This is a genomic window from Trichococcus palustris (assembly GCF_900114465.1).
GTDB classification, from domain to species: domain Bacteria; phylum Bacillota; class Bacilli; order Lactobacillales; family Aerococcaceae; genus Trichococcus; species Trichococcus palustris.
This window is the reverse complement of the sequence record NZ_FOTD01000016.1, coordinates 34,241-54,685: the sequence shown is the minus strand read 5'-3', so window position 1 is coordinate 54,685 and position 20,445 is coordinate 34,241. Positions and strand designations below refer to the sequence as shown.

Sequence of the window (20,445 nt, the reverse complement as noted above, 5' to 3'; positions counted from 1 at the left end):
TTGTCCTTTTTCAAAGGCTTTTCATCCTATTTTTTCTATTTTCATGAGGTTGGTTGTGCCGCTTTCGAGTATCGGTGTTCCGGCGGTGATGACGATGGCATCGCCTTTTTGGGCGAAGCCTTTCTCTACTGCCAGAGCGGTTACTTTTTCAAGCATATCGTCCACATTTCTCGGGATATCGATCACAAAGGCTTGGACTCCCCAGACGAGTGAAAGCCCTCGCTGAACCCGCTCACTGTAGGTTGCCGCCAGGATATTGGCTTTTGGCCGATATTTTGAAATCATCCGTGCCGTATGGCCGGAGCTGGTCGCCGCCACAACGGTTTTGATGCTCAGATTTTTGACCGTTTGCGCAGCCGCTTGGCTGATGGCCTCCGTGACGGAATCCTTTTCGAATAGATCGCTCATCGTTAGATGCCCACCGTTCACATCCAATGCTTCTTCTGCCCTGACCGCAATGCGCGCCATCATCGCAACCGTTTCAACCGGATATTTGCCGACTGCGGATTCACCCGAAAGCATGACCGCATCGGTCCCGTCGAAGATGGCGTTGGCGACGTCACTCGCTTCCGCTCTTGTCGGGCGCGGATTCCATTGCATGGAGTCCAGCATTTGGGTCGCCGTGATGACCTGTTTTCCGGCGATATTGCATTTCCGGATCAAATCTTTTTGGACTATCGGCACATCGCCGCCGTTTATTTCCACACCCAGATCCCCGCGCGCCACCATCAGACCGCTGCAGACGCTCAAAATAGCCTCGGCATTCTGCACGCCTTCCTGGTTTTCGATTTTCGCGATGATTTGCGTATCGGCTGCATCCATTTCCTCCAAAATCGCGATGATTTCCAGGATATCACTCGGTTTGCGGACAAAGCTGGCCGCGATATAATCCACACCATGTTCCGCACCGAAACGGATATCGGCTGCATCTTTTTCGGTCAGTCCGGGCATGCTGAATTTTGCTTCCGGCACATTGATCCCTTTCGAATTCTTCAACACTCCACCCGTCTGCACGACAGCGATGATTTCCTTCGTTTCGTAATCGATGTCCGTTATTTGCAGAACGAGCAGGCCGTCATCGATCAGGATGTGCATCCCTATCGTGACGTCATCGATCAAAGTCGGATAGGTCACTGAAAATTTATCCTTTGTCCCGAGCACCTGATCCATGCTGATGCGGACAGTATCCCCCGTGGTCAAGGTCACCGCATCATCCGTCATTTTGTGTGTGCGTATCTTTTGTCCCTGGATATCCAACATAATACCGACTACCTGATTGGCTTGCCTTGCCGCTTCCCTGACGTTGTTCAAACTGCCCAGATGCGTTTCATGCTCGCCGTGCGAAAAGTTCAGTCTTGCCACGTTCATGCCGTTATTTATCATTTTCACCAAAGTATCAATCGAATCGCTAGCCGGTCCGATTGTGCAGACAATCTTCGTTTTCTTCACCATTTCAGTCCCTCGTTCCTATGCTGTGCATCCATCTTTCGACAATCTCTCTGTTGATTCTATTATAAAACAAATAGAAGGCTTTAGAAAATCTGACGGGTCAGGGCAAGAAAAAAAACGCAATACTGTCGCACTGCGCCGTGAATGATTCTGCCGATTCTTTTATTGTATTAGTTCGCTTGGCGCCATCGCTATGCCAGCTGCAGTTTTTGGTTTCAGCGTCAACAGGATGACTGTGGAAAGGATCAGGCCGATCCCCAAGGCATCCGTCCAATCCAAGGATGCCTTCAGCCACGCAACCGACAAGAACGTTGCCGCTAGCGGCTCAGCCGATGACAACAGACTTCCGGCTGTCGCACCGATGCGGTTGACGCCTTCCAGGTAACAGCTGAAGGATACGACCGTCCCCAAAACAATGATGGCCGCCAGAGAAAGCAGCGCCGGCATATCCCAAGTGCCAATCACCTGCCAGGGTTGATAAATGAAGGACAGCACGATTCCTCCGATAAGCATCCCCCAGCCCAGAGCCAACAGCGTACCGTACGTTTTGATCAATCGTGCCGGTTGGAGATTGTAGATGACAACCGAAAGGGCTGACAACAACCCGAAGACTAGCGCATTTTTTGAAATAGCCAGGCTGTCGAACTGGCCATGGGTCGCCAGCAGGAAAATGCCCGCCACCGCAAAGCAAATCGCCAACAATTCCATCGCACGCGGCATTTTTTTATTCTTGACGGAAAGATAAGCCATGATCAGGACCGGAGCCAAGAATTGCAGGACCGTCGCCGTTCCGGCATTTGAATAAGTGATCGTAGAGAAGTAGGTAAATTGGCAGAATGCCAGTCCGAAAGCGGCAAAGATGAACAGATCGAGTCGATCTTTCGTCTCTTTCCAGACGCGAAAAATGGCCTTCCCCTCTTTTTTATAGCACAACAACAGCAGAACCAGCCCTGCCGACAACATCCTAACCGATACTAACCAACCTGACGTAACGCCACGGAACTGCAGCAGAAATTGCCCGCACGTCCCTGAAAGCCCCCAAAACAAGGCTCCTATGATTGTGAACAGCACACCAGATTTATAACGAGACATCCCTCTACACTACTCCTTTTTACGCTTTTTCGTCCATTATAGTTGATATAACGGGAAAGCTGAAGGATTTTCGGGTTTTTTTTAGAAAATAACGAGAGATAACGTTCCCAAATCAGCTTATTTCGCTGAACCGCTACGCAAAAGAGACAATCCCTAGCCGTTTTCTTATTTTCTAACAATTAATCGTAAACGTGTTCTAATTCGCAGACACCACTTCCGTTTCGCAACCTGCTTTCGTTCACAAAAGAAGTGAACGGAAGCAGGTTGCTCCAACGTCCGGGTGTCAAAACGCGCATTATCACACACTCTCTAAACGTGTTCCAAAAAGCAGAGCCGACGTCACTTAACGAATAATGCTCAGATGGTCCATGAACATCCTCCGCTTATTAGCTCCAGTGATTCGGGTCAAACGCTTTTTGTCTCACTCTCTCCTCTATTCGCTTATTCGAAAGGCAACCACCCTGGTACGGATTGGATACTTTCTGCCATGGCACGCGGAATCTTCAGTTTGTCCATGTCATCCGCCGAGATGCGGTAGTGCAATTCAAATTCCCAGCCTTCCTCGACTTTTTCTACCCATCTCGGTTCGCACAGCAAGATGCGGCCAAGGGCGACCAAAGGGATACCCTTATCCATAACCTTCACTGCGTCTTCCGGTGTATGGACGGAGCCCACTCCAATAAGCGGGATTCTCCCGGCTACATGTCTGCTGATGGTATCCAACACTTCTGTTTTGTCTTCCTTATTCCGTAAGGAAGTCACGAAGTATTTCCCGATTGAGAGATGGATGTAGTCCAACGGATAGCTGATCAACTTGTCCAGCAGCTGCAGCGTATCCGGGATGGTGATGCCTGGTTCTTCGACTTCTTCCGGCGACAGGCGATACCCTACCGCAAAAGGTTCTTGTGCATGATCCGCTACGCTCTTCAGGACGGCTTCCACAATGGCTGTAGGGAAAGTCATGCGTTTTTTCAGACTGCCGCCCCATTTGTCGTTCCTACGGTTCGAATGCGGTGAAAAGAACTGCTGCAGCAAATATGTATTGGCCCCGTGTATTTCCACTCCGTCGAAGCCCGCCGCTATCGCCCGTCTTGTCGCCTCGCCGAAGTCTCTGATGATCTGTTCGATTTCTTCATCTGTCAACGCACGCGGAACCACGGCATTCGGACGCAAGGCAGCTACTTCACTGGCGCTGACCGGCTGCTTCCCGCCGATCACCTTGGGGTTGACCATGCGGCCACCATGCATGATCTGCAGAATGGCTTTCGCCCCCTTGCCCTTGATGGTATCCGCCATGGCCTTCAATCCCGGTATGAATTTGTCATCCGTGATCCCGATTTGGCCGTCGAATGATTTTCCGCCTTCCGACACATAGGCGCATGCCGTGATGAATGCGCCCACACCCCAGGAGCGAAGCGCATAATAAGCCAGTTCATCGTTTGTGACCATACCGTTTTCGAAAGCGGAGTGCGTCGTCATTGGCGCTACAACCACACGGTTTCGCAAGGTTACCCCGGACGGCAAGACATACGGTTCAAATAATTTTTGATATTCCTCTTTCACAATCAATTCCTCCTTGGATGCGCATTCATTGCGGTGTTAATTTTATTCGATACTTGGTTTCAGTATACTCTACTCACCCCCGTTACCAAACAGATTGCTCTCGGCAACAGCATTTCCCGGACACAATCTTTCCCGGAAAAATGCGTTGTTCGCTTTTTCCAATCCCCGTTTTGTGAGATACTAATCTGCGTGAATACAAACGGAGGTAGTTTAAATGATACGTATCAAGGAAGCCATTTTACATATTCTGGACATCAACACCAATGAACCGCTCTTCTCCTATGCCGGCCTGGACACATCGGAACGGTTGACGATTGACTACATCCAAGCCATGGTCGGCAAAGTCGAGGACTCCGACAACATGAAGGATGGGGTATTGGCGGAAGACAACCCGGTCTATTCCCTTTTCAAAAATTGCCAAGAGGATTTCGTCGAAGGCACCAAAGCCTTATCGGACAAGCTGTTCAGCATCACCAAACTGAATCCGGAGATCCCCGCGGCGGACTTGCTGTTCGCCCTTTTCGAATTGGATGGGGTGCCTTGCCTGGGGTTATTCAAGCTGAATTACTCGGACAGCTATACGCACTTCGTCTCCTATGAAGGCGACGTATTGACCAATCAGATTGTCCTGAACCGCGCCATCCTGCCTTCCCAAAAACAAGCCATCCAAGAGGGGCTTGTCTTGAACCTGGAAACGATGGAATACCATGTGATCGAAAAGAGACACCTGATCGCCGAGCTGGGCGAAAAAGTGAACTACTTCACGGAAATGTTCCTGGAGAATACGCCGAAACCAAGCCTGAAGGAGAACATCTCCATCATCAAAAAAGCCGTTCAAAAGACAAGCAAGGCTTTCAATGATGAGGAATTCCAGGCGTTGGCGGAAACGAAGGACGCCATCGTCCAGAGCATGCAGGAAGAGAACGTCATCGACAACCAGATGATCGCCGAAACCCTCTTCGGCGACAACTATGCGAAGAAGCAAAAATACTTCGAGCAGATCGAGGAACTGGGCTATGTGGACCGCGCGCCTGCCGAAGCCGCAGTCGCCGGACCGAAATATTCGAAGCAAAAATTCCGCCTCGACAACGGCATCGAAATCAGCATCCCCTTGGAACTCTATAAAGACCCCGAGGTTGTCGAGTTCGTCAACAATCCCGACGGAACGCTCTCGGTCATCATCAAGAACATCGAGAAAATAAAGAACCTGTTCTGACCAGGAACCGGAACAAGCTTTCCGTTATGGAATGCATCACTGTTTAGAGAGTCTGCTGGAAAAGTCCTACCCATAATTCAAGTGAAAAAAACAAGAAAACCGCATAAAAATGGAGATTCATCACCATTTTTATGCGGTTTTCTTTATAGAAGTGGAAATCCCTCTTGCTCTGAGTAACAATTCTTCACTTTTTCAGCAGCCTATCTTAATCCGGTGCAAAAAGTCAGACTGTCTTTAACACTAGCGGCTTTTGACAAGCAAGTTGATGGCTTGCTGGATGCTTTCCTCTTGACTGATGCCATCTTTTTTTTGATCACTCACGCAGGCAACCAAGTTCTCCGCCACGATGAGCCCCATGGCACGATCGATGCTGGAACGGACCGCCGACAATTGGGTCACGACATCCACACAGTCTTTCCCTTCTTCCATCATGGCCAGGATGCCACGCATCTGCCCTTCCGCACGTTTGATGCGGTTCACTATTTTTTTGTCGTATTGGTTCATACAACGTCCCCTTTCCAGGCGGATATACCTCCCATAACGTTTGTCACTTTATAGCCTTTTTTCGATAGATATTGGCATGCAGCCATTGAACGGGCCCCGCTTAGACACATCACATAATAGTTTTCCTTTTTATTCAATTGATCGGTCTTTTCTTCCAATTCGCTTAAAGGCATGGATATAGCGCCATCGATATGGGCATGTTCAAATTCGTCCGTTTCGCGAACATCCACCAATTTGACCTTGTTTTTTTTCCATAATTGTTCGAATTCCGGCATTGTGATTGATTGAAACATCTTATTTTACCACCTTTTCTGGTCTGACGGTAGCATACAGACTGAATGCCCCGTCTAAATTTTTGACTGTGAATCCATTTTGTTTCAAGATACGTTCAGCGATATAGCTGCGCAATCCGCTCAGACAGCTGACGATGATCGGTGTTTCTTTTGATAGCTCGCCGATGCGTGCACGCAAGTCATCGACGGGGATGTTGATGGCGCCAGCCATGCGGCCCACTTTGTTGAACTCTCCTGCAGTGCGGACATCAACCAGTTGGTAGCCCATAACTTGCATTTTTTCCAGCTCATGCCATTGGATATTCTCGGAAATGCCTTCGACGATGTTCAATGCCGCATATCCGGCCATGTTGACGGGATCTTTTGCGGAACCGAATGGCGGCGCATAGGTGAATTCCAATTCCGGTAAATCTTCGACGGTCAAATGTCCTTTGATGGCGGTTGCGATGACATCGATACGTTTGTCGACGCCGTCCGCTCCGATCGCTTGCGCTCCGAAAATTTCGCCTGTCTTAGGATCGAAGATCAGCTTCAATACGATGGCTGAAGCGTTCGGATAATAGCTTGCGTGGCTCTTCCCTTGGGTATGGATAGCAGCATATTCTTTGCCGGCCATTTGCAATTGGCGTTCATTCAGCCCCGTTGAAGCAGCGGCCAAGCCGAAGACACGCACGATGGCAGTGCCGATGCTGCCTTTATTTTTCCTCTTCAAACCGCTGATGACGTCGGCAACTTGGCGGCCTTGACGGTTCGCCGGTGAAGCCAAGGCGATCATCGTGTCTTCGCCCGTGATCTGTTGCTTCACGATGATGGCATCTCCGACTGCATAGATGTCTTTTTTGCTTGTTTCATAGTTTTCGTCAACAAGGATCCCTCCACGCATGCCTGTTTCGATGCCCGCAGCGATAGCCAAGCCGTTTTCCGGTTGAACCCCTACCGACATGATGGTCAGGTCGCTTTCCAATGTCAAGCCATTTTCCAGGATGATTGTTTTCCCTTCATTTTGGAAAGCAGTAGCGGCAACACCCGTATAGAGAGTTACGCCATTCTCTTTCAGTTCGTTCGCCAGATAAGCAGCCATTTCTTCATCGAACGGCGGCAATACATGCGGTGCTTTTTCGACGATTGTAACTTCCAAACCACGGTGCGCCAAGCTCTCAGCCATTTCCAACCCGATGAAGCCGGCGCCGATCACGACCGCTTTCTTCGGTTTTTGCTCCAGGATGAATCCCGTTACTGCATCCCCATCTGGAACATTACGCATCGTGAAAATGTTTTTGGCTTCGGATAATCCTTCTGCGGGCGGAACGAATGGTTTCGCACCCGGCGACAGGATCAATTTATCGTAGGCTAATTTGTATTCCCCTTCAGTCGAACGGACGGTCACTTCTTTCTTATCCGCATCAATGGCCGTTGCCTCACTGAAAGGACGAACATCCAAGTCGAACCTTGCACGTAATTGTTCTGGCGTTTGAACAAGCAAGTCGCTGCGCTCTTTGATGTCCCCGGATACGTAGTATGGTAAGCCGCAGTTCGCAAACGAAACGAACGGGCCCTTTTCCAATACGATGATTTCGGCATTCTCATTCAGTCTTCTTAAACGCGTTGCAGCGGACATGCCCCCCGCTACGCCTCCGATAATAACAATTTTCATTACAGTTTTCCTCCTCTTGTCGCTCCGGACCATGCTGACATGCCGCCGCTGACATTGACTACATCGAATCCTTTTGATTCTAAGGTTTTTGCAGCTCTTTTGCTGCGCATACCTGATTGGCAGATGACGTACACCTTACCTCTAGGGGTATATGAACCTATTTTTCCTAAAGGAACGTTCTTCGCACCAGGAATATGTCCTGAAACATACTCGTTCGGTTCGCGGACATCGATGATCTGCGGTTTTTCCGGCAGTTTATTCGCTAATTCTTTTGTTGAAATGGTTGGAATGCTTTTGAATAAGTTAAAAAACATGGTGTGCCCCTCTTTTATCTTCTTTATTTTATTTGATTTTCGTTATCTGTTTGCCTCATACACTCATAATACCCCAAGGGGTATAATTTGTAAACTGTTTTGTTTATAAAAAAGAAAAAATTAGAAGAAGGAGGGAAATAGAAAGCCTCAACCGACCTTGCTGGATACAAAAAAACAAAACCCTGTTGCCACCCTTTCAATTTAATGATATCACGAAAGAATGATGCAACAAAAAGATAAGCCCCCCCCTACAAGACAAAAAACCGCAGCACTTGTATCGGATACAAATACTGCGGTTTTATTGGGTTTTAACCATTATTTTTCTTTTCGACGCGTAGTCTTTCAATGAAGTTTTTGATGTGTTCGAAGGCTTCCTTCAATTCTTCGATGGAGTACGCATAGGAGATGCGGATGAATCCTTCGCCAGAGTCACCGAAGGCGGTCCCTGGAACAACGGCGACCTTCTCTTCCAGCACCAAACGGGTCGCAAATTCTTCCGAGGTCAATCCGAATTCAGAAATATTCGGGAAGATATAGAATGCCCCAAATGGTTCAAAACAAGGCAGCTCCAGATCCTTCATGATCTTCATCAAAAAACGGCGGCGTTGGTTGTAGCTTTCCCGCATTTCGGCAACGTTGTCGTCGCAGCTTTTCAGTGCAACGATACCTGCGTACTGGCTGGTCGTCGGTGCTGCCATGATCGCGAATTGATGGATTTTGATCATCTGTTCCATGATGATTGGAGGCGCCGCCGCATATCCCAAGCGCCAGCCCGTCATCGCGTAACCTTTGGAGAAGCCATTGATATAGACTGTCCTTTCCTTCATTCCCGGCAAGGATGCGATGCTGACATGCTCCCCATTGTAGGAAAGTTCGCTGTATATTTCATCGGTGATGACGAAAAGGTCGTTTTCGATGATGACTGCGGCAATCTCTTCCAAGTCTTCCTTGCTCATGATTGCCCCGGTAGGGTTATTCGGATAAGACAGGATGACTACTTTCGATTTCGGCGTGATTGCCGCCAACAAATCCTCTTTCTTGAGACGGAATTGGTCCTCTTCTTTCAATTCGACAGCGACTGGAACACCATCCGCTAAAACAATACAAGGCAGATAGGAGACATAGCATGGTTCTGCGTAAATAACTTCGTCACCGGGATCCAGCATGGCACGCAAAGCCAAGTCGATCGCTTCGCTGCCGCCGACGGTCACGAGCGTTTCATTTTGTGGCGAATATTTCAAGCCATAGCGGCGATCCAGATAACGGCAGATTTCTTCGCGCAATTCAATCAATCCCGCATTAGCCGTGTAGAAGGTACGCCCCTTTTGCAGGGTATACATCCCCTCATCACGGATGATCCACGGGGTATCGAAATCGGGTTCGCCCACACCGAGCGAGATGACGCCCGGTATCTCATTCGCGATATCAAAAAACTTCCGGATGCCGGAAGGCTTGATATCCCTTACTTTTGCATTTATCGGATTTCTCATGGAGTGACCACCATCCGTTTATCGTCACCCTCATCCACGAATAGCGTACCGTGGTCTTTATAGCGTTTCAAGACAAAATGGGTGGTCGTAGATTGCACTTCGTCGATGACGGATAGGCGTTTCGCAACGAATAACGCGATTTCTTTCATCGGCGCTTTTTTCAATTGAACCATAAAGTCAAATCCGCCGGACATCAGGGAAACGGCTTCCACTTCCGGGAAATGGTATATTTTTTCAGCGATGCGGTCAAAGCCGGAGCCTCTTTGCGGATTCACTCGCAACTCAATGATGGCTGAAACTTCGTCGTCGCCGGTCTTATCCCAGTTGATCAATGTATGATAGCCGCAGATGATTTTTTCCGCTTCCAACTCTTTGATGGCTGTTTCCACTTCTTCCGTGGCAGCGCCCAACATGACCGCCACTTCCTCGGCAGTCAGTTTGCTGTCTTTTTCGATAATCTTCAGGATTTTTTCGTTTAGTTCGTTTTTCATCGTAGTGCCTCCTTTGATTTTCACGCATAAAGGGCATTCTCATACTCTTTCAGCAGTTGCTTTTAATTGAAATTTCTTCCATTTTATCACTCCTAAATAGCACTTGCAAATACGTTTTCAGGAATGTTCGTAAAATGCACACTATGGTTTACGAATCTGCTTTATAAAGAAAAACGAATGCATTTAAAACCAAGAGACGGTTGGTTCCTATCACGATAGCTTTGCTTGTTTCCAGTAATTGTTAAACTGCTTGTAATGAAACCGAAAAAAGCTTCGCATCCCCCACATAATCGTGAAGATGCGAAGCTTATTTACCTCTGTTTATTTTACCGAAAACAGCCGCTTAATAGCGTGTATCCAGGAATCCGCAGAATGCGTCCACTGGAGAAACGCCAGTGAATTCGGAACGGCCAACCATTTTGTTGACAAGGGCTTGCAAGGTGAAGTCTTTGCTATCGTATGTGTTGATGTATGTTTGTACTTGAGGCACGTCAGCCAAGTGGTTTGGTGCTTGCACAGATACAAAGATTGTAGGAATTTCATGGACATAGAAAGGAATGTCCGGTGTTCCTTTTGAAGCTGGCCATTGGATGCGTTGATCCGTATTCGGTTGTACCGAAGCTACGTTTATGATCAAGTCGTAAGCTGCAATCAAGTCTTTAATCGGACGTTTTTGAGCGTACACGTTAGCAACGGCAGCGCCTCTTTCTTCTTCCGGCAATTTGTTGATTCTTTCTTCGGTAGATTCCCAGATAGAAACTTCAAAGCCTTCAGCTTCCAGAATACCTTTCAATGTATCAACAGGGCGAACAGCTTCGCCGCCGATCATTGCGCCGAATCCGCCTTTATGGCCTTCAACGTTAACCAATAAGACGCGTTTTGTCTTTTCTGGTGAAATCGGGAAGATATTTTGGTTGTTTTTAACCAAAGTGATCGCTTTGTCGGCAACTTCAACTGCGATTGCTTTGTTTTCTGGCAAGCCGATCTTAGCCATCGCTTCTTCTTTGGACGGCAAGATTTCTGTTTTCGCTTTTTTGTGTAGGCCTAAAGAAGCTTTTGTACCCAAGATACGAGTCAAGGCTTCTTCCAAACGATCGTCCGTGATGACGCCGTTGTTGTAGCCATCCAACATCCATTGGAAATCTTCCTCTGGATCGTTGAAGAACAAGAACAAGTCTGAACCTGCAGCGATAGCTGTTGGAAGCATATCTTGGCGTTTCATGGCAGAAGTCATCGCAACCATGTGGCTAGCGTCCGTTACTACCAAGCCATTGAAGCCCATTTTGTCGCGCAATAAGTCTGTCAGGATGTATTTGTTCAAAGTAGCTGGCAAGATTTGTTCTTGAACAGTTGCTTCAGGGTTGAAGTATTTCACGTATTCAGGCAATGAAATGTGACCAGCCATGATGGATGGCAAGCCGGCATCGAACAAGGTGCCGTATACTTTACCGAAAGTATCATCCCATTCTTCAGTCGAATATGGGTTTACGCTGAATGATAGATGTTGGTCGCGTTCATCGATTCCGTCTCCAGGGAAGTGTTTTGCCGCTGGTGCAATGCCGCTTTCTTGGATACCTTTCATGTATGCCAATGACATTTCGATTGTTTTTTCTACATCACCGCTCCACGTACGCGTTGCGATGATCGGGTTACGCCAGTTGCGGTTGATGTCCACGATTGGTGCGAAACTCCAATTGCAGCCGATAGCAGCAGCTTCAACACCGGAAACGCGGCCCATTTCGTATGCGTACTTAGCATCGTTTGTAGCGGCGATTTTCACTTCAACACCGATATAGGTGCCGTCTGTACATGCGCCGTTACCGCCCGCTTCGGTGTTGGCCGCGATCAACAACGGAATTTTGCTGTGTTCTTGTAAAATTTTGTTTTGTTCGTAAACTTCTTCCGCCTTACCAGGATTATAACGGACACCCGCAATATGATAATCGTTTAAAACACCCGTTAAGTATTCTTCTGTGCGCTCAGCACCCATGTTGATGAACAATTGACCGATTTTTTCCTCGATTGACATGCCCGCGATTGTGTCTTTTACCCATTTAATGCCTTCAGCATCCAGGTTATAAGGTTTTGCTGTTAATTCGACTTTCATTAATTAGTCTCCTCTCAGAATGTGTTCTCTTTGCATGATGCTCTCGGTTCACACAGCAATGATGCTTATCCATCACTGTGTGAACCTTGTTTCATACAATTATTTGCACAGGATTGTCCCGCAATCCCTACTTTATTTAGTATATGGCTTTTGGATTCAAATAGAAAGTCACTTACCGGTTGTTAACAAAAGGTTCGGATTATGTTCATAATTTGATTGGATGTAAGAAGGGGTTGCCTCCATTGGTGGCAACCCCTTCATTCGCTTTATAAAAATATGCTTAACTTATCCCTCTTCGATAAAGACAATACCAAATATTAATTACTAATGCGATACATGTGATTACTATAATTCCAATTGCTAAAGGCACTGTTATTTTCCGAGAATTTTTACTAATCCAGTAAAATATTATGGCATCATTTAATGCAACAACTAACACACTTCTGATGATAAGCTCTCTTAAAATACTCATACTATCAAACCACCTTTTTTAACATTTGCCATAATGCGACCTCCAAATGTATCTATTATGAATCAATTATAGCATAGCCCCAAAAAAAGAAAGGCAAAATGAGAGACGGATCCGTTCGCTTTTTTCTATCTAAGCACCGTGTCCACTTTCTCGAAAACAGCGAAAAGAAAAGCCTGTTCCTCCCCCGCTTCAGGATGAATGAACAAGCTTTTCTTTAGCGTCTATTTATGCAAGTTTGTTGGGTTCCGTTTCATGGCTCTTGCGGGCCAACGTCAATTCTTTCTCGTACATCTTCATGGAAAACGAAATCAAAGCGGCTCCGATAAAACCGATCAAACTGCCCAGCACAAGGCCATAGAAACGATATTCCACCAATTCGATGGCGAATGCGCTGCTGGATAGATTCGCCAGCAAGAGCGCCAGCGGGTTCGTGAAGAAGTTTGCCAGTCCGTAGTTACGGACCATCGCATATTCCACGAAGAAGTTCAAAATAATCAAAACGACGACTGTGTTGACTGTGCTCAGGTTCAGCGAGAAGAAGAACATCCCGATCGCCAACCCGACAACCCCACCGATGATACGCTGGATATTCCGATGGAAGATGACTTTCAATTCGCGTCCCTGCAATACTGCCGCACATGAGATTGCGCTCCAATAGGAGTTGCCTAGCCCCAACGATTGCGCTAAGTAGGTTGCAAAGAAGATGATGGCTGCATGGTGGACAGAGGACAACAACAGCGCCGAGTCCTGCTCAACCGCTTCGTAAAGATGTTCCCGAATAGTCTTCGTATCATCTTTGTAGGGACGTTTCAGGTAACGATGATTGAAATAGCCCGCAAGACAAGCCCAGAATATGGAAGCCAGCACGCCGATGCCGACGTAAGACACCGCCTGAAGTAGATGCAGGAATTGCAGTTTCAGCCCTGTACCCATCGCAGTGACCATGATGACGAAGAAAGGTCCCGGATTCGGTATGCGCAGGATGCGGCAAATCAGGAAGCCCACCAAGCTGACAAACCCGAGCGCAATCGGACTCGTCCATGGCAGCATAGATGACAACCCGCCGATAAAAAGGCCTGCCATGATCGATATCCCTACAATGAAAATACGCCTCGCCAATTTTGGCGTCGAGAACGGCTGGAAAGACAAGAAGGCAAATGCCCCCAAGCTTCCGAAAGTTGCAACCCGCATATTTCCAATCATCAACCCGATGATCAACGGAACAGCTGTACTCAGTCCGGCACCGATGACCCTTGTAAGGGTATCATCCGTCTCCCTTATATGTAACATTTCACTTATATGTTTCCTGATAAGCCAACAACTCCTTCTCTATGATAGTATTCAGACGCAGGTTTTCCAATAAAAAAAAGCCGCCCTAAAGAACGCCTTGCATTTCCCGGAACCTACTGTTTCTTAAATGAAATGATGGAACATAACGAAAGTTGCCACATGGTATAACTAAATTTTTACTCGAAGGTGAAATTTCCATATCTCTACATTACCAAAAAAAACGTCCGTTTTAAAGAGCAATATTATTTCACAAAAATAAAGATGCAGATAACAAATACTATTAAAACAACGTTTAACCCGGATATGACCCTCGTTCTCTTTTGAATTATCCAACAAAATATAGACATCTATTTTCATAACATCAGAATCGAATAGGAAATAATTAATCGTAAACGCGCTCTCATTCGCAGACACCATTTCTTTTTCGTCTTTATTTTTTGGAATGATAGTCCATGCCCATATAGCTGTCACCGGTCTTCAATTCAGCGATCATCTGCGCAATCCTCTTCTCGCGCGTTTCTGGACGTTTTGCCCGGTTTATCCAGCCGATATAGTCATTTTGTTGGTATGCCGGTCGAAACCGGTAGACAGCGAACACCTTTTCCGCTTCCATCCTTTGCCTGATATCTTCCGGCATCGGGTTGACCGCTCTCTTCAGCCTGGATGAATCCATCACCAGCACCTCCCCGTATTTTTTAGCCAAACAAAGGGAAAAGCCCTCATGAGCTTCCCCCTTTGTTCTTCAGTCCGACCCCGTGCCGAGACTATTTTACTAATTTACCCACAACCGGCAGATTTTCCAAAACCTTTTTTCCATGCGGAGAGCTTAGGATTTCCTTAGATAAATCCTTTCCGGCAGTCAATCCGTTTTGATGCTCGCCGTTTTTCCAGGCTGGTACATTGGTGACATCATAGACGACACCATCCACGGCAACATATGCTTTTTCCCCATTCTTACCGGTATATTGACTGAGTTCTTCCAGCGTAAAGGTGGCCATCTCTGAGCTGGTACTGGACATCGAACTGGAACTGGACACCGAACTGGTTGATGCCATTTCTGAAGAAGTCGTCGTGCTGTTATTGGATGTGCTCGTTCCGCAGGCGAACAGGGCAAGGGATGTGACAGTCAACAAAGCTAAGAATTTTATTTTGGAATACATAAGAATTCCTCCTTTTCTATAGAGCGAAGGCTTCGAAGTGAATCCGATTTTTAGGGACACCTTTTTCCGCCAGTGCCGTTTCGATTGCTTCCATGAAGGGCCTCGGCCCGCACAGGAGATACTGAGCCTTTTCGTAGTGGACGTCTTTATTTTGGAAAATAGCTTGGATTTTACCGGCATCCAAAAATCCGCTTTCATTCGCGAAGAAGGGAACCAAATTGAAATCGGGAATGGTTTCGGTATAACTCTGCAATTGCGCAGCAAAGCCAAATTCACTCTGATCCTTCAGACTCCAGACCAGAACGATTTTGTTCGGCAATTGCTTGTGTTTGATGTCTTCCAGAATGCCCAACAGCGGCGTTATGCCGACGCCACCCGCGAACAGCACCAGGCTGTCTTCAGTATTTTGAAGTTCTTCCCGAATGCGCCAAAGACCGCCGTACGGACCTTCAACCGTGACTTTCACGCCGGGTTCCAGGTCTTGGATCTTATTCGTATAGTCGCCGGCAGCTTTGATGGCAACGGCGATTTCTTTGCGGTTTTGCGGCGCGCTTATCAAAGAGAAGGGATGCTCCTCGAACGGATAGCGCTTGTCCTTCACGCGCATGAAAACGAACTGGCCGGCGTTATAGGGAAATACTTCCCCTTGATCCGGCTTCATCGCCACATTCAAAATGTTGCCCTTTTCCGGTTGGACACTGGTGATGGTGTAGAGATTCTTCTTCAAACGCATCGGTTTGAGGAATTTGTGGTTGACATAGAGGCTCACGGCGATGGCAAAATAGGCGCCCAACACAGTGCCGGCAAGGATATCCCCCTGCACGACAAAGGTCATGGTCAGCACATGGATCGCAAGGAAGGTGGCCGCCAGAATGTTGAAGTTATGGAGAATCTTCATATTGTCGTAATGGGCAAACGGCAGTTTTTTCAGGACCGTTTTGATGGACTTCATCAGTTTCCACTTGCCGAACCAGTTGGTCATGATGAGTATGGTGAATGCGGCTATAGCCAAGAAAGTGACGATAGCCAAATCCCCATAAACCGTAGAAAACCCATAGACCTCACCCCAGACGGCAGTTATCCAAAATTTGTGGATGATACCGATGGATAAAGAAAGGATAGCCATGACGGCATGGAACTTGTTCAATTTGTCCAAACTGAAGTATTTTTCGATGAATGTGGGCCGGGATGCGATGATGACGCCGGCCACTAACCAGGTGTAGGCGACGATGCCCAAGAAGGAGGCGATAGGTGTGCTGCTCCTGTTCCGGAATGCGACTGCAGCGAAGAGCAAGGGACTGAGGAGATAGGCAGCAAAGATGAGAAGTCGTATCGTTTTCCTCTTCATAATTCAGTCCTTCTTTACGTTTTGTTTTTTTCGTCGGAAACAGTATCGGAAAAAAATGGCAAAGGCATAGCCATTTCAACTATAGCAACTCTGTAACTATATTTATTTTATTGTTTTTGATGTGCGAATACAATCAAGAACCCTTGGATAAAGAAAAGAAACGCATCTCATTTGAATCGAAAATAAAACCGCAACCAATCGATAATTGCAGCCCCGAGCCTATTGGCATTCTTGCCCTTCTCTGTTAGAATAATCGAGACAGTTCGTAACCATCCTGTCGTAAAATAAAACTAGGGTAAAAGAATAAAGCGACTGAAACACATAAATGTTTGTAAGATGAGCTTGTTATCCCTGGATACATCCCTCTTGCCATTCGTGTGTCTTTTTTTATTCTTGTAAGGCGTTGAAAAAAATACTAGGAGGTGGACCGATGCCAAAAACATTTACAAAAACGCAAAAACTGACTTTTTCAGCAATGTACATCGCTATGTATATCGTCATCATGTCTCTGACACAATCTTTCGCTTTTGGACAATATCAAATTCGCATCGCCACAACTCTTTACGCCCTTGCTTATTTTAATCCATTCTTGATCGTTCCTGCAGGACTCGCCAATCTCTTGTCGAACCTGTTCTTCGGCGGATTAGGGATCGTCGATATGCTTGGCGGTACCGCCGTCGGTATCGTGACCGCAGCACTTGTCTATGCCGTCAGCAAATACAACTTGCCGAAATGGTGCCTGATTTTACCGATCATTTTCATCCCAGGAGTCGGCGTGCCGATCTACCTGTCCCAACTTTTATCAATACCATTCATCCCGTTGGTCATCAGCCTTTGCATCGGCCAGTCTGTACCGGCTGTCGTAGGCTACTTTTTGGTGCAGGCACTGGAAAAACGATTCTATAAAAGGGAAGTCCCGCAACTGTAGCCAGTAGGGATTCCACCGCATGAGGAGGAAAAAACATGCCATCAGGCAGAAAAGAAAAAGAATTGACCGGCATTACCCAATTGGGCAATCAACAAACAAAGTATCAACAGGACTATGCGCCTGAGGTTTTGGAGACTTTTCCAAACAAGCATCCGGACAATGATTATTTCGTGAAATTCAACTGTCCCGAATTCACAAGCCTTTGTCCGATGACAGGGCAACCTGACTTCGCGACCATCTATATATCCTATGTTCCCGGAGAAATCATGGTGGAAAGCAAATCGCTGAAGCTTTACCTCTTCAGTTTCCGCAACCACGGCGATTTCCACGAAGACTGTATGAATATCATCATGAAGGACCTCATCACGTTGATGGACCCTAAATATATCGAGGTCTGGGGGAAATTCACGCCACGCGGCGGCATCTCCATCGATCCGTATTGCAACTACGGAAAACCAGGCACCAAATGGGAAGACGTAGCTTGGCAAAGGCTTTCCCAGCATGACCTATATCCTGAAAAAGTAGATAACCGCTAACCGGAAGGAAGGAAGGAAGGAATGAACCCATGACAAAACAAGCTTTGATCATCTTTTCCGGTGGCCAGGATTCCACAACCTGCCTGATTCAGGCCATCCAAAAATACGGCGCCGCAAACGTCGTCGCCCTTTCCTTCACCTATGGCCAGCGCCATGAAATAGAGTTGGAAAAAGCGGCCTGGATAGCGAATGATCTGGGCGTGGAGCACCATATCCTGGACGCGACGGTCATGTCGAAAGTCACGACCAATGCGCTGATGGATGATTCCCAAACAATCGAAGAAGCCGATGCCGAAGATTATCCCAACACCTTCGTCGACGGCCGGAATGCCCTTTTCCTTTTATTGGCCGGCATATTCGCCAAATCGAAAGACATCAAGACCATCATCCTGGGCGTCTGCGAAACGGATTTCAGCGGCTACCCGGATTGCCGTGATGTCTTCGTCAAATCGATGAACGTGACCATGAACCTGGCGATGGACTATAATTTCAACGTCGAAACGCCGTTGATGTACTTGACCAAGGCCGAAACCTGGAGACTTGCCGATCAAATGGGCTATCTGGATTATATCCAGGAACATACCCATACCTGTTACCTGGGCGTTCCCGGCGGTTGCGGCGAATGTCCATCCTGCAAGCTTCGCAACAGCGGGCTCGAGGAATATCTGAATAGTAAGGCTGGAATCTGAGGACGGTTCCGCGGAAAATCTCCCCGATGCGTTCCGATGCCCAGCTATTAAAATAAAATACCAAATGACGATTCACATCAGAACCGTCATTTGGTATTTTTCGTATATAATGAACATAGATAAAAAAACATGACCACGGTCGAAAAGTACGGCAAGCTTGCTTTATTTACCGGAACACGACTGCGGAACAGACCGCTTTGAAAAGGAGGATGCGCCTTGAAGAAATACGCTATTTTATTCGCCGCAATCGGGCTGCTGCTCCTTGGCTTTTTTGCTGTGAAAAAATATTTCGTCGTGCAGGCGGGGAGCGATGGTTCCTATGCAAATTACAGCAAGTTGGCGGATGAACGGGTTGAAGGGATCGATTACGAAATCATTTCCCGTGATACCGATTCTGATACGGCTGTCATTGCCATCCACGGCGGATCCATAGAGCCCGGAACAAGCGAATTGGCGGAGACGGTTGCTGGGGATGAATATGATTTTTACACCTTTTACGGCATGATGACTTCCGATAATCTATCGCTGCGCATCACTTCTACAAATTTTGACGAACCGATAGCGCGCAATCTGGTTGAAGAATCCAATCGGACATTGTCCATCCATGGGTTTGCAGGTTCTACAGAACTCACTTATGTTGGGGGCCGCGACCTAGACATGGTCGACCGGCTGAAAAAAAGTCTGGCAGACGCAGGATTTGAAGTGGCGGATGCCCCGATGCGCCTTGCCGCAACGGATGTTTTGAACATCTGCAACGATAACGCACTGAAAGCAGGCGCGCAGATTGAAATATCCGCAGCCCAGCGGTTGCAGTTCTTTGCAGGTCTTGACGAAGAGGGGCGCAAAACAACGACCAACGCTTTCACGGATTATTCACAGGCTGTTGAAGCTGCCTTGGCAAGCCATTGAAACGGAACAATCCCCCTTATCGTTTAAGCTTTACGCGCCGTCCTCTTCCCTTACCCATGGCCACCTTGGCTGTCATCCAAAAGCACTTGCCACTTTGCGCGGGTTGTTTCCATTCTGCTGAAATGTACTAGAAACCCTTTGCTCAAAAAGGAGATGTACTATGAAAAAATCTTCGCCAATCATTGCTTTCCTAGCACTATTGTTCTTTTTTGCTTTTGCTGCGTCCCAATATGGAACGGTCTCTGCCGCCCCGCATTATATGGAATCAACCACCACTGATAGCTATGCGAATTACAGTGAATTGGCCGCCGCAAAAGTCGAGGGGGTTGATTACGACATCCTTCACCGGGATACCACTTCCAAGGTTGCGGTCATCGCTATCCATGGTGGTGGCATAGAGCCTGGGACCGGCGAATTGGCGGACGATATTGCCGGGATGATCTACGACTTCTATGCCTTCGACGGCAAGATGAGCAGCAACAATATGTCCCTGCACATCGAGGCTACCAATTTTGACGAACCGATAGCGCTCGCCTTGGTTCAGAACTCTGAACGAACCTTGTCTATCCACGGCTTCACATGTTCGGCGCGGATCACCTATGTCAGCGGCCTGGATAAAGTCCTTGTGGGTAAAGTGAAAAAAATCTTGAAGGCTGCGGGATTTAAAGTAGCCGATGCCCCACAGGAACTCGCTGGAATAAGTGCCCTGAACATTTGCAACAAAAACATTCCGAAAGCGGGAGTGCAGATCGAAGTGTCTTCCGCCCAACGTTCTAAATTCTTTGCCAGCATGGACAGAATCGGCCGTGAAACAACGACCCCCGCGTTCGTCGCCTATACAGATGCCATTGAAATGGCGCTCGCAGGTTACTAAAAACAGAGCAGGCAGGTCAAGCCTCATCAGGATGAGGCTTGACCTGCCTATTTTTCTTGACGACCC

At 47.4% G+C, this 20,445-nt stretch carries 19 protein-coding genes and 1 pseudogene; 6 read left to right on the top strand and 14 right to left on the bottom strand.

Annotated elements, in window-relative coordinates; translation table 11 throughout:
• Positions 1–24: 24 nt before the first annotated feature.
• The 3 genes and pseudogenes from pyk to BM101_RS10660 all read right to left on the bottom strand — a co-directional run.
• A pseudogene (pyk, locus tag BM101_RS10670) lies at positions 25–1,449 on the bottom strand (pyruvate kinase); the annotation flags it as partial.
• A 162-nt stretch (positions 1,450–1,611) separates the two neighbouring features.
• Positions 1,612–2,541, bottom strand: coding sequence for an EamA family transporter (locus tag BM101_RS10665; protein WP_087033134.1), 930 nt, complete (start codon positions 2,539–2,541; stop codon positions 1,612–1,614).
• Between the two features lie 441 nt (positions 2,542–2,982).
• On the bottom strand, positions 2,983–4,104 hold the full coding sequence (locus BM101_RS10660) for an NADH-dependent flavin oxidoreductase (protein ID WP_218149925.1): 1,122 nt from the start codon (positions 4,102–4,104) through the stop codon (positions 2,983–2,985).
• Positions 4,105–4,318: 214 nt separating this feature from the next.
• Between BM101_RS10660 and BM101_RS10655 the strand changes: the two genes are divergently transcribed.
• A complete protein-coding gene (locus tag BM101_RS10655; RefSeq protein ID WP_087033133.1) occupies positions 4,319–5,320 on the top strand; it encodes a nucleoid-associated protein in 1,002 nt (333 codons plus the stop codon).
• A 240-nt stretch (positions 5,321–5,560) separates the two neighbouring features.
• Here BM101_RS10655 and BM101_RS10650 read toward each other — a convergent pair whose 3' ends face one another.
• The 11 genes from BM101_RS10650 to BM101_RS10590 all read right to left on the bottom strand — a co-directional run bounded on the left by BM101_RS10650 (position 5,561) and on the right by BM101_RS10590 (position 16,443).
• Positions 5,561–5,824: a metal-sensitive transcriptional regulator gene (locus BM101_RS10650; RefSeq protein ID WP_087033132.1), complete on the bottom strand. Its 264-nt coding sequence runs from the start codon at positions 5,822–5,824 to the stop codon at positions 5,561–5,563.
• On the bottom strand, positions 5,821–6,117 hold the full coding sequence (locus BM101_RS10645; RefSeq protein ID WP_087033131.1) for a rhodanese-like domain-containing protein: 297 nt from the start codon (positions 6,115–6,117) through the stop codon (positions 5,821–5,823). The genes BM101_RS10650 and BM101_RS10645 overlap by 4 nt, the downstream gene beginning before the upstream one ends.
• 1 nt (position 6,118) lies before the next feature.
• The gene (locus tag BM101_RS10640) at positions 6,119–7,771 is read right to left on the bottom strand and encodes an FAD-dependent oxidoreductase (RefSeq protein WP_087033130.1); all 1,653 of its coding nucleotides are present in this window, start codon (positions 7,769–7,771) and stop codon (positions 6,119–6,121) included.
• Positions 7,771–8,085, bottom strand: coding sequence for a rhodanese-like domain-containing protein (locus BM101_RS10635; protein ID WP_087033129.1), 315 nt, complete (start codon positions 8,083–8,085; stop codon positions 7,771–7,773). The genes BM101_RS10640 and BM101_RS10635 overlap by 1 nt, the downstream gene beginning before the upstream one ends.
• Before the next feature lie 308 nt (positions 8,086–8,393).
• Positions 8,394–9,575: an aminotransferase class I/II-fold pyridoxal phosphate-dependent enzyme gene (locus BM101_RS10630; protein WP_087033128.1), complete on the bottom strand. Its 1,182-nt coding sequence runs from the start codon at positions 9,573–9,575 to the stop codon at positions 8,394–8,396.
• A complete protein-coding gene (locus tag BM101_RS10625; protein WP_087033127.1) occupies positions 9,572–10,066 on the bottom strand; it encodes an Lrp/AsnC family transcriptional regulator in 495 nt (164 codons plus the stop codon). Before BM101_RS10625 ends, BM101_RS10630 begins: the two co-directional genes overlap by 4 nt.
• A gap of 343 nt (positions 10,067–10,409) precedes the next feature.
• On the bottom strand, positions 10,410–12,173 hold the full coding sequence (locus BM101_RS10620; RefSeq protein ID WP_087033126.1) for a glycoside hydrolase family 3 protein: 1,764 nt from the start codon (positions 12,171–12,173) through the stop codon (positions 10,410–10,412).
• A gap of 697 nt (positions 12,174–12,870) precedes the next feature.
• Entirely contained in the window at positions 12,871–13,935 is a 1,065-nt protein-coding gene (locus BM101_RS10610; protein WP_087033124.1) for an FUSC family protein, read from the bottom strand.
• Positions 13,936–14,365: 430 nt separating this feature from the next.
• Positions 14,366–14,608, bottom strand: a complete 243-nt coding sequence (locus BM101_RS10600; protein WP_087033122.1) for a YdeI/OmpD-associated family protein — start codon at positions 14,606–14,608, stop codon at positions 14,366–14,368.
• Positions 14,609–14,699: 91 nt separating this feature from the next.
• Complete coding sequence (locus BM101_RS10595) at positions 14,700–14,933, bottom strand: cytochrome b5 domain-containing protein (RefSeq protein WP_087033323.1); 234 nt, start codon at positions 14,931–14,933, stop codon at positions 14,700–14,702.
• Between the two features lie 178 nt (positions 14,934–15,111).
• The gene (locus BM101_RS10590; protein WP_087033121.1) at positions 15,112–16,443 is read right to left on the bottom strand and encodes a ferredoxin reductase family protein; all 1,332 of its coding nucleotides are present in this window, start codon (positions 16,441–16,443) and stop codon (positions 15,112–15,114) included.
• 430 nt (positions 16,444–16,873) lie between these two features.
• On the opposite strand from BM101_RS10590, the gene BM101_RS10585 reads away from it, so the two are divergent.
• The 5 genes from BM101_RS10585 (at position 16,874) to BM101_RS10565 (ending at position 20,379) form a co-directional block, all read left to right on the top strand.
• Complete coding sequence (locus BM101_RS10585; RefSeq protein WP_087033120.1) at positions 16,874–17,371, top strand: QueT transporter family protein; 498 nt, start codon at positions 16,874–16,876, stop codon at positions 17,369–17,371.
• Positions 17,372–17,406: 35 nt separating this feature from the next.
• Positions 17,407–17,907 carry a preQ(1) synthase gene (gene queF, locus BM101_RS10580; RefSeq protein ID WP_087033119.1) on the top strand — a complete coding sequence of 167 codons (501 nt, stop codon included), beginning with the start codon at positions 17,407–17,409 and terminating at the stop codon, positions 17,905–17,907.
• Between the two features lie 29 nt (positions 17,908–17,936).
• A complete protein-coding gene (queC, locus tag BM101_RS10575) occupies positions 17,937–18,596 on the top strand; it encodes a 7-cyano-7-deazaguanine synthase QueC (RefSeq protein ID WP_087033118.1) in 660 nt (219 codons plus the stop codon).
• A gap of 216 nt (positions 18,597–18,812) precedes the next feature.
• Positions 18,813–19,505, top strand: a complete 693-nt coding sequence (locus BM101_RS10570; protein WP_087033117.1) for a poly-gamma-glutamate hydrolase family protein — start codon at positions 18,813–18,815, stop codon at positions 19,503–19,505.
• A 160-nt stretch (positions 19,506–19,665) separates the two neighbouring features.
• Positions 19,666–20,379: a poly-gamma-glutamate hydrolase family protein gene (locus BM101_RS10565; protein ID WP_087033116.1), complete on the top strand. Its 714-nt coding sequence runs from the start codon at positions 19,666–19,668 to the stop codon at positions 20,377–20,379.
• Positions 20,380–20,445: the final 66 nt, after the last annotated feature.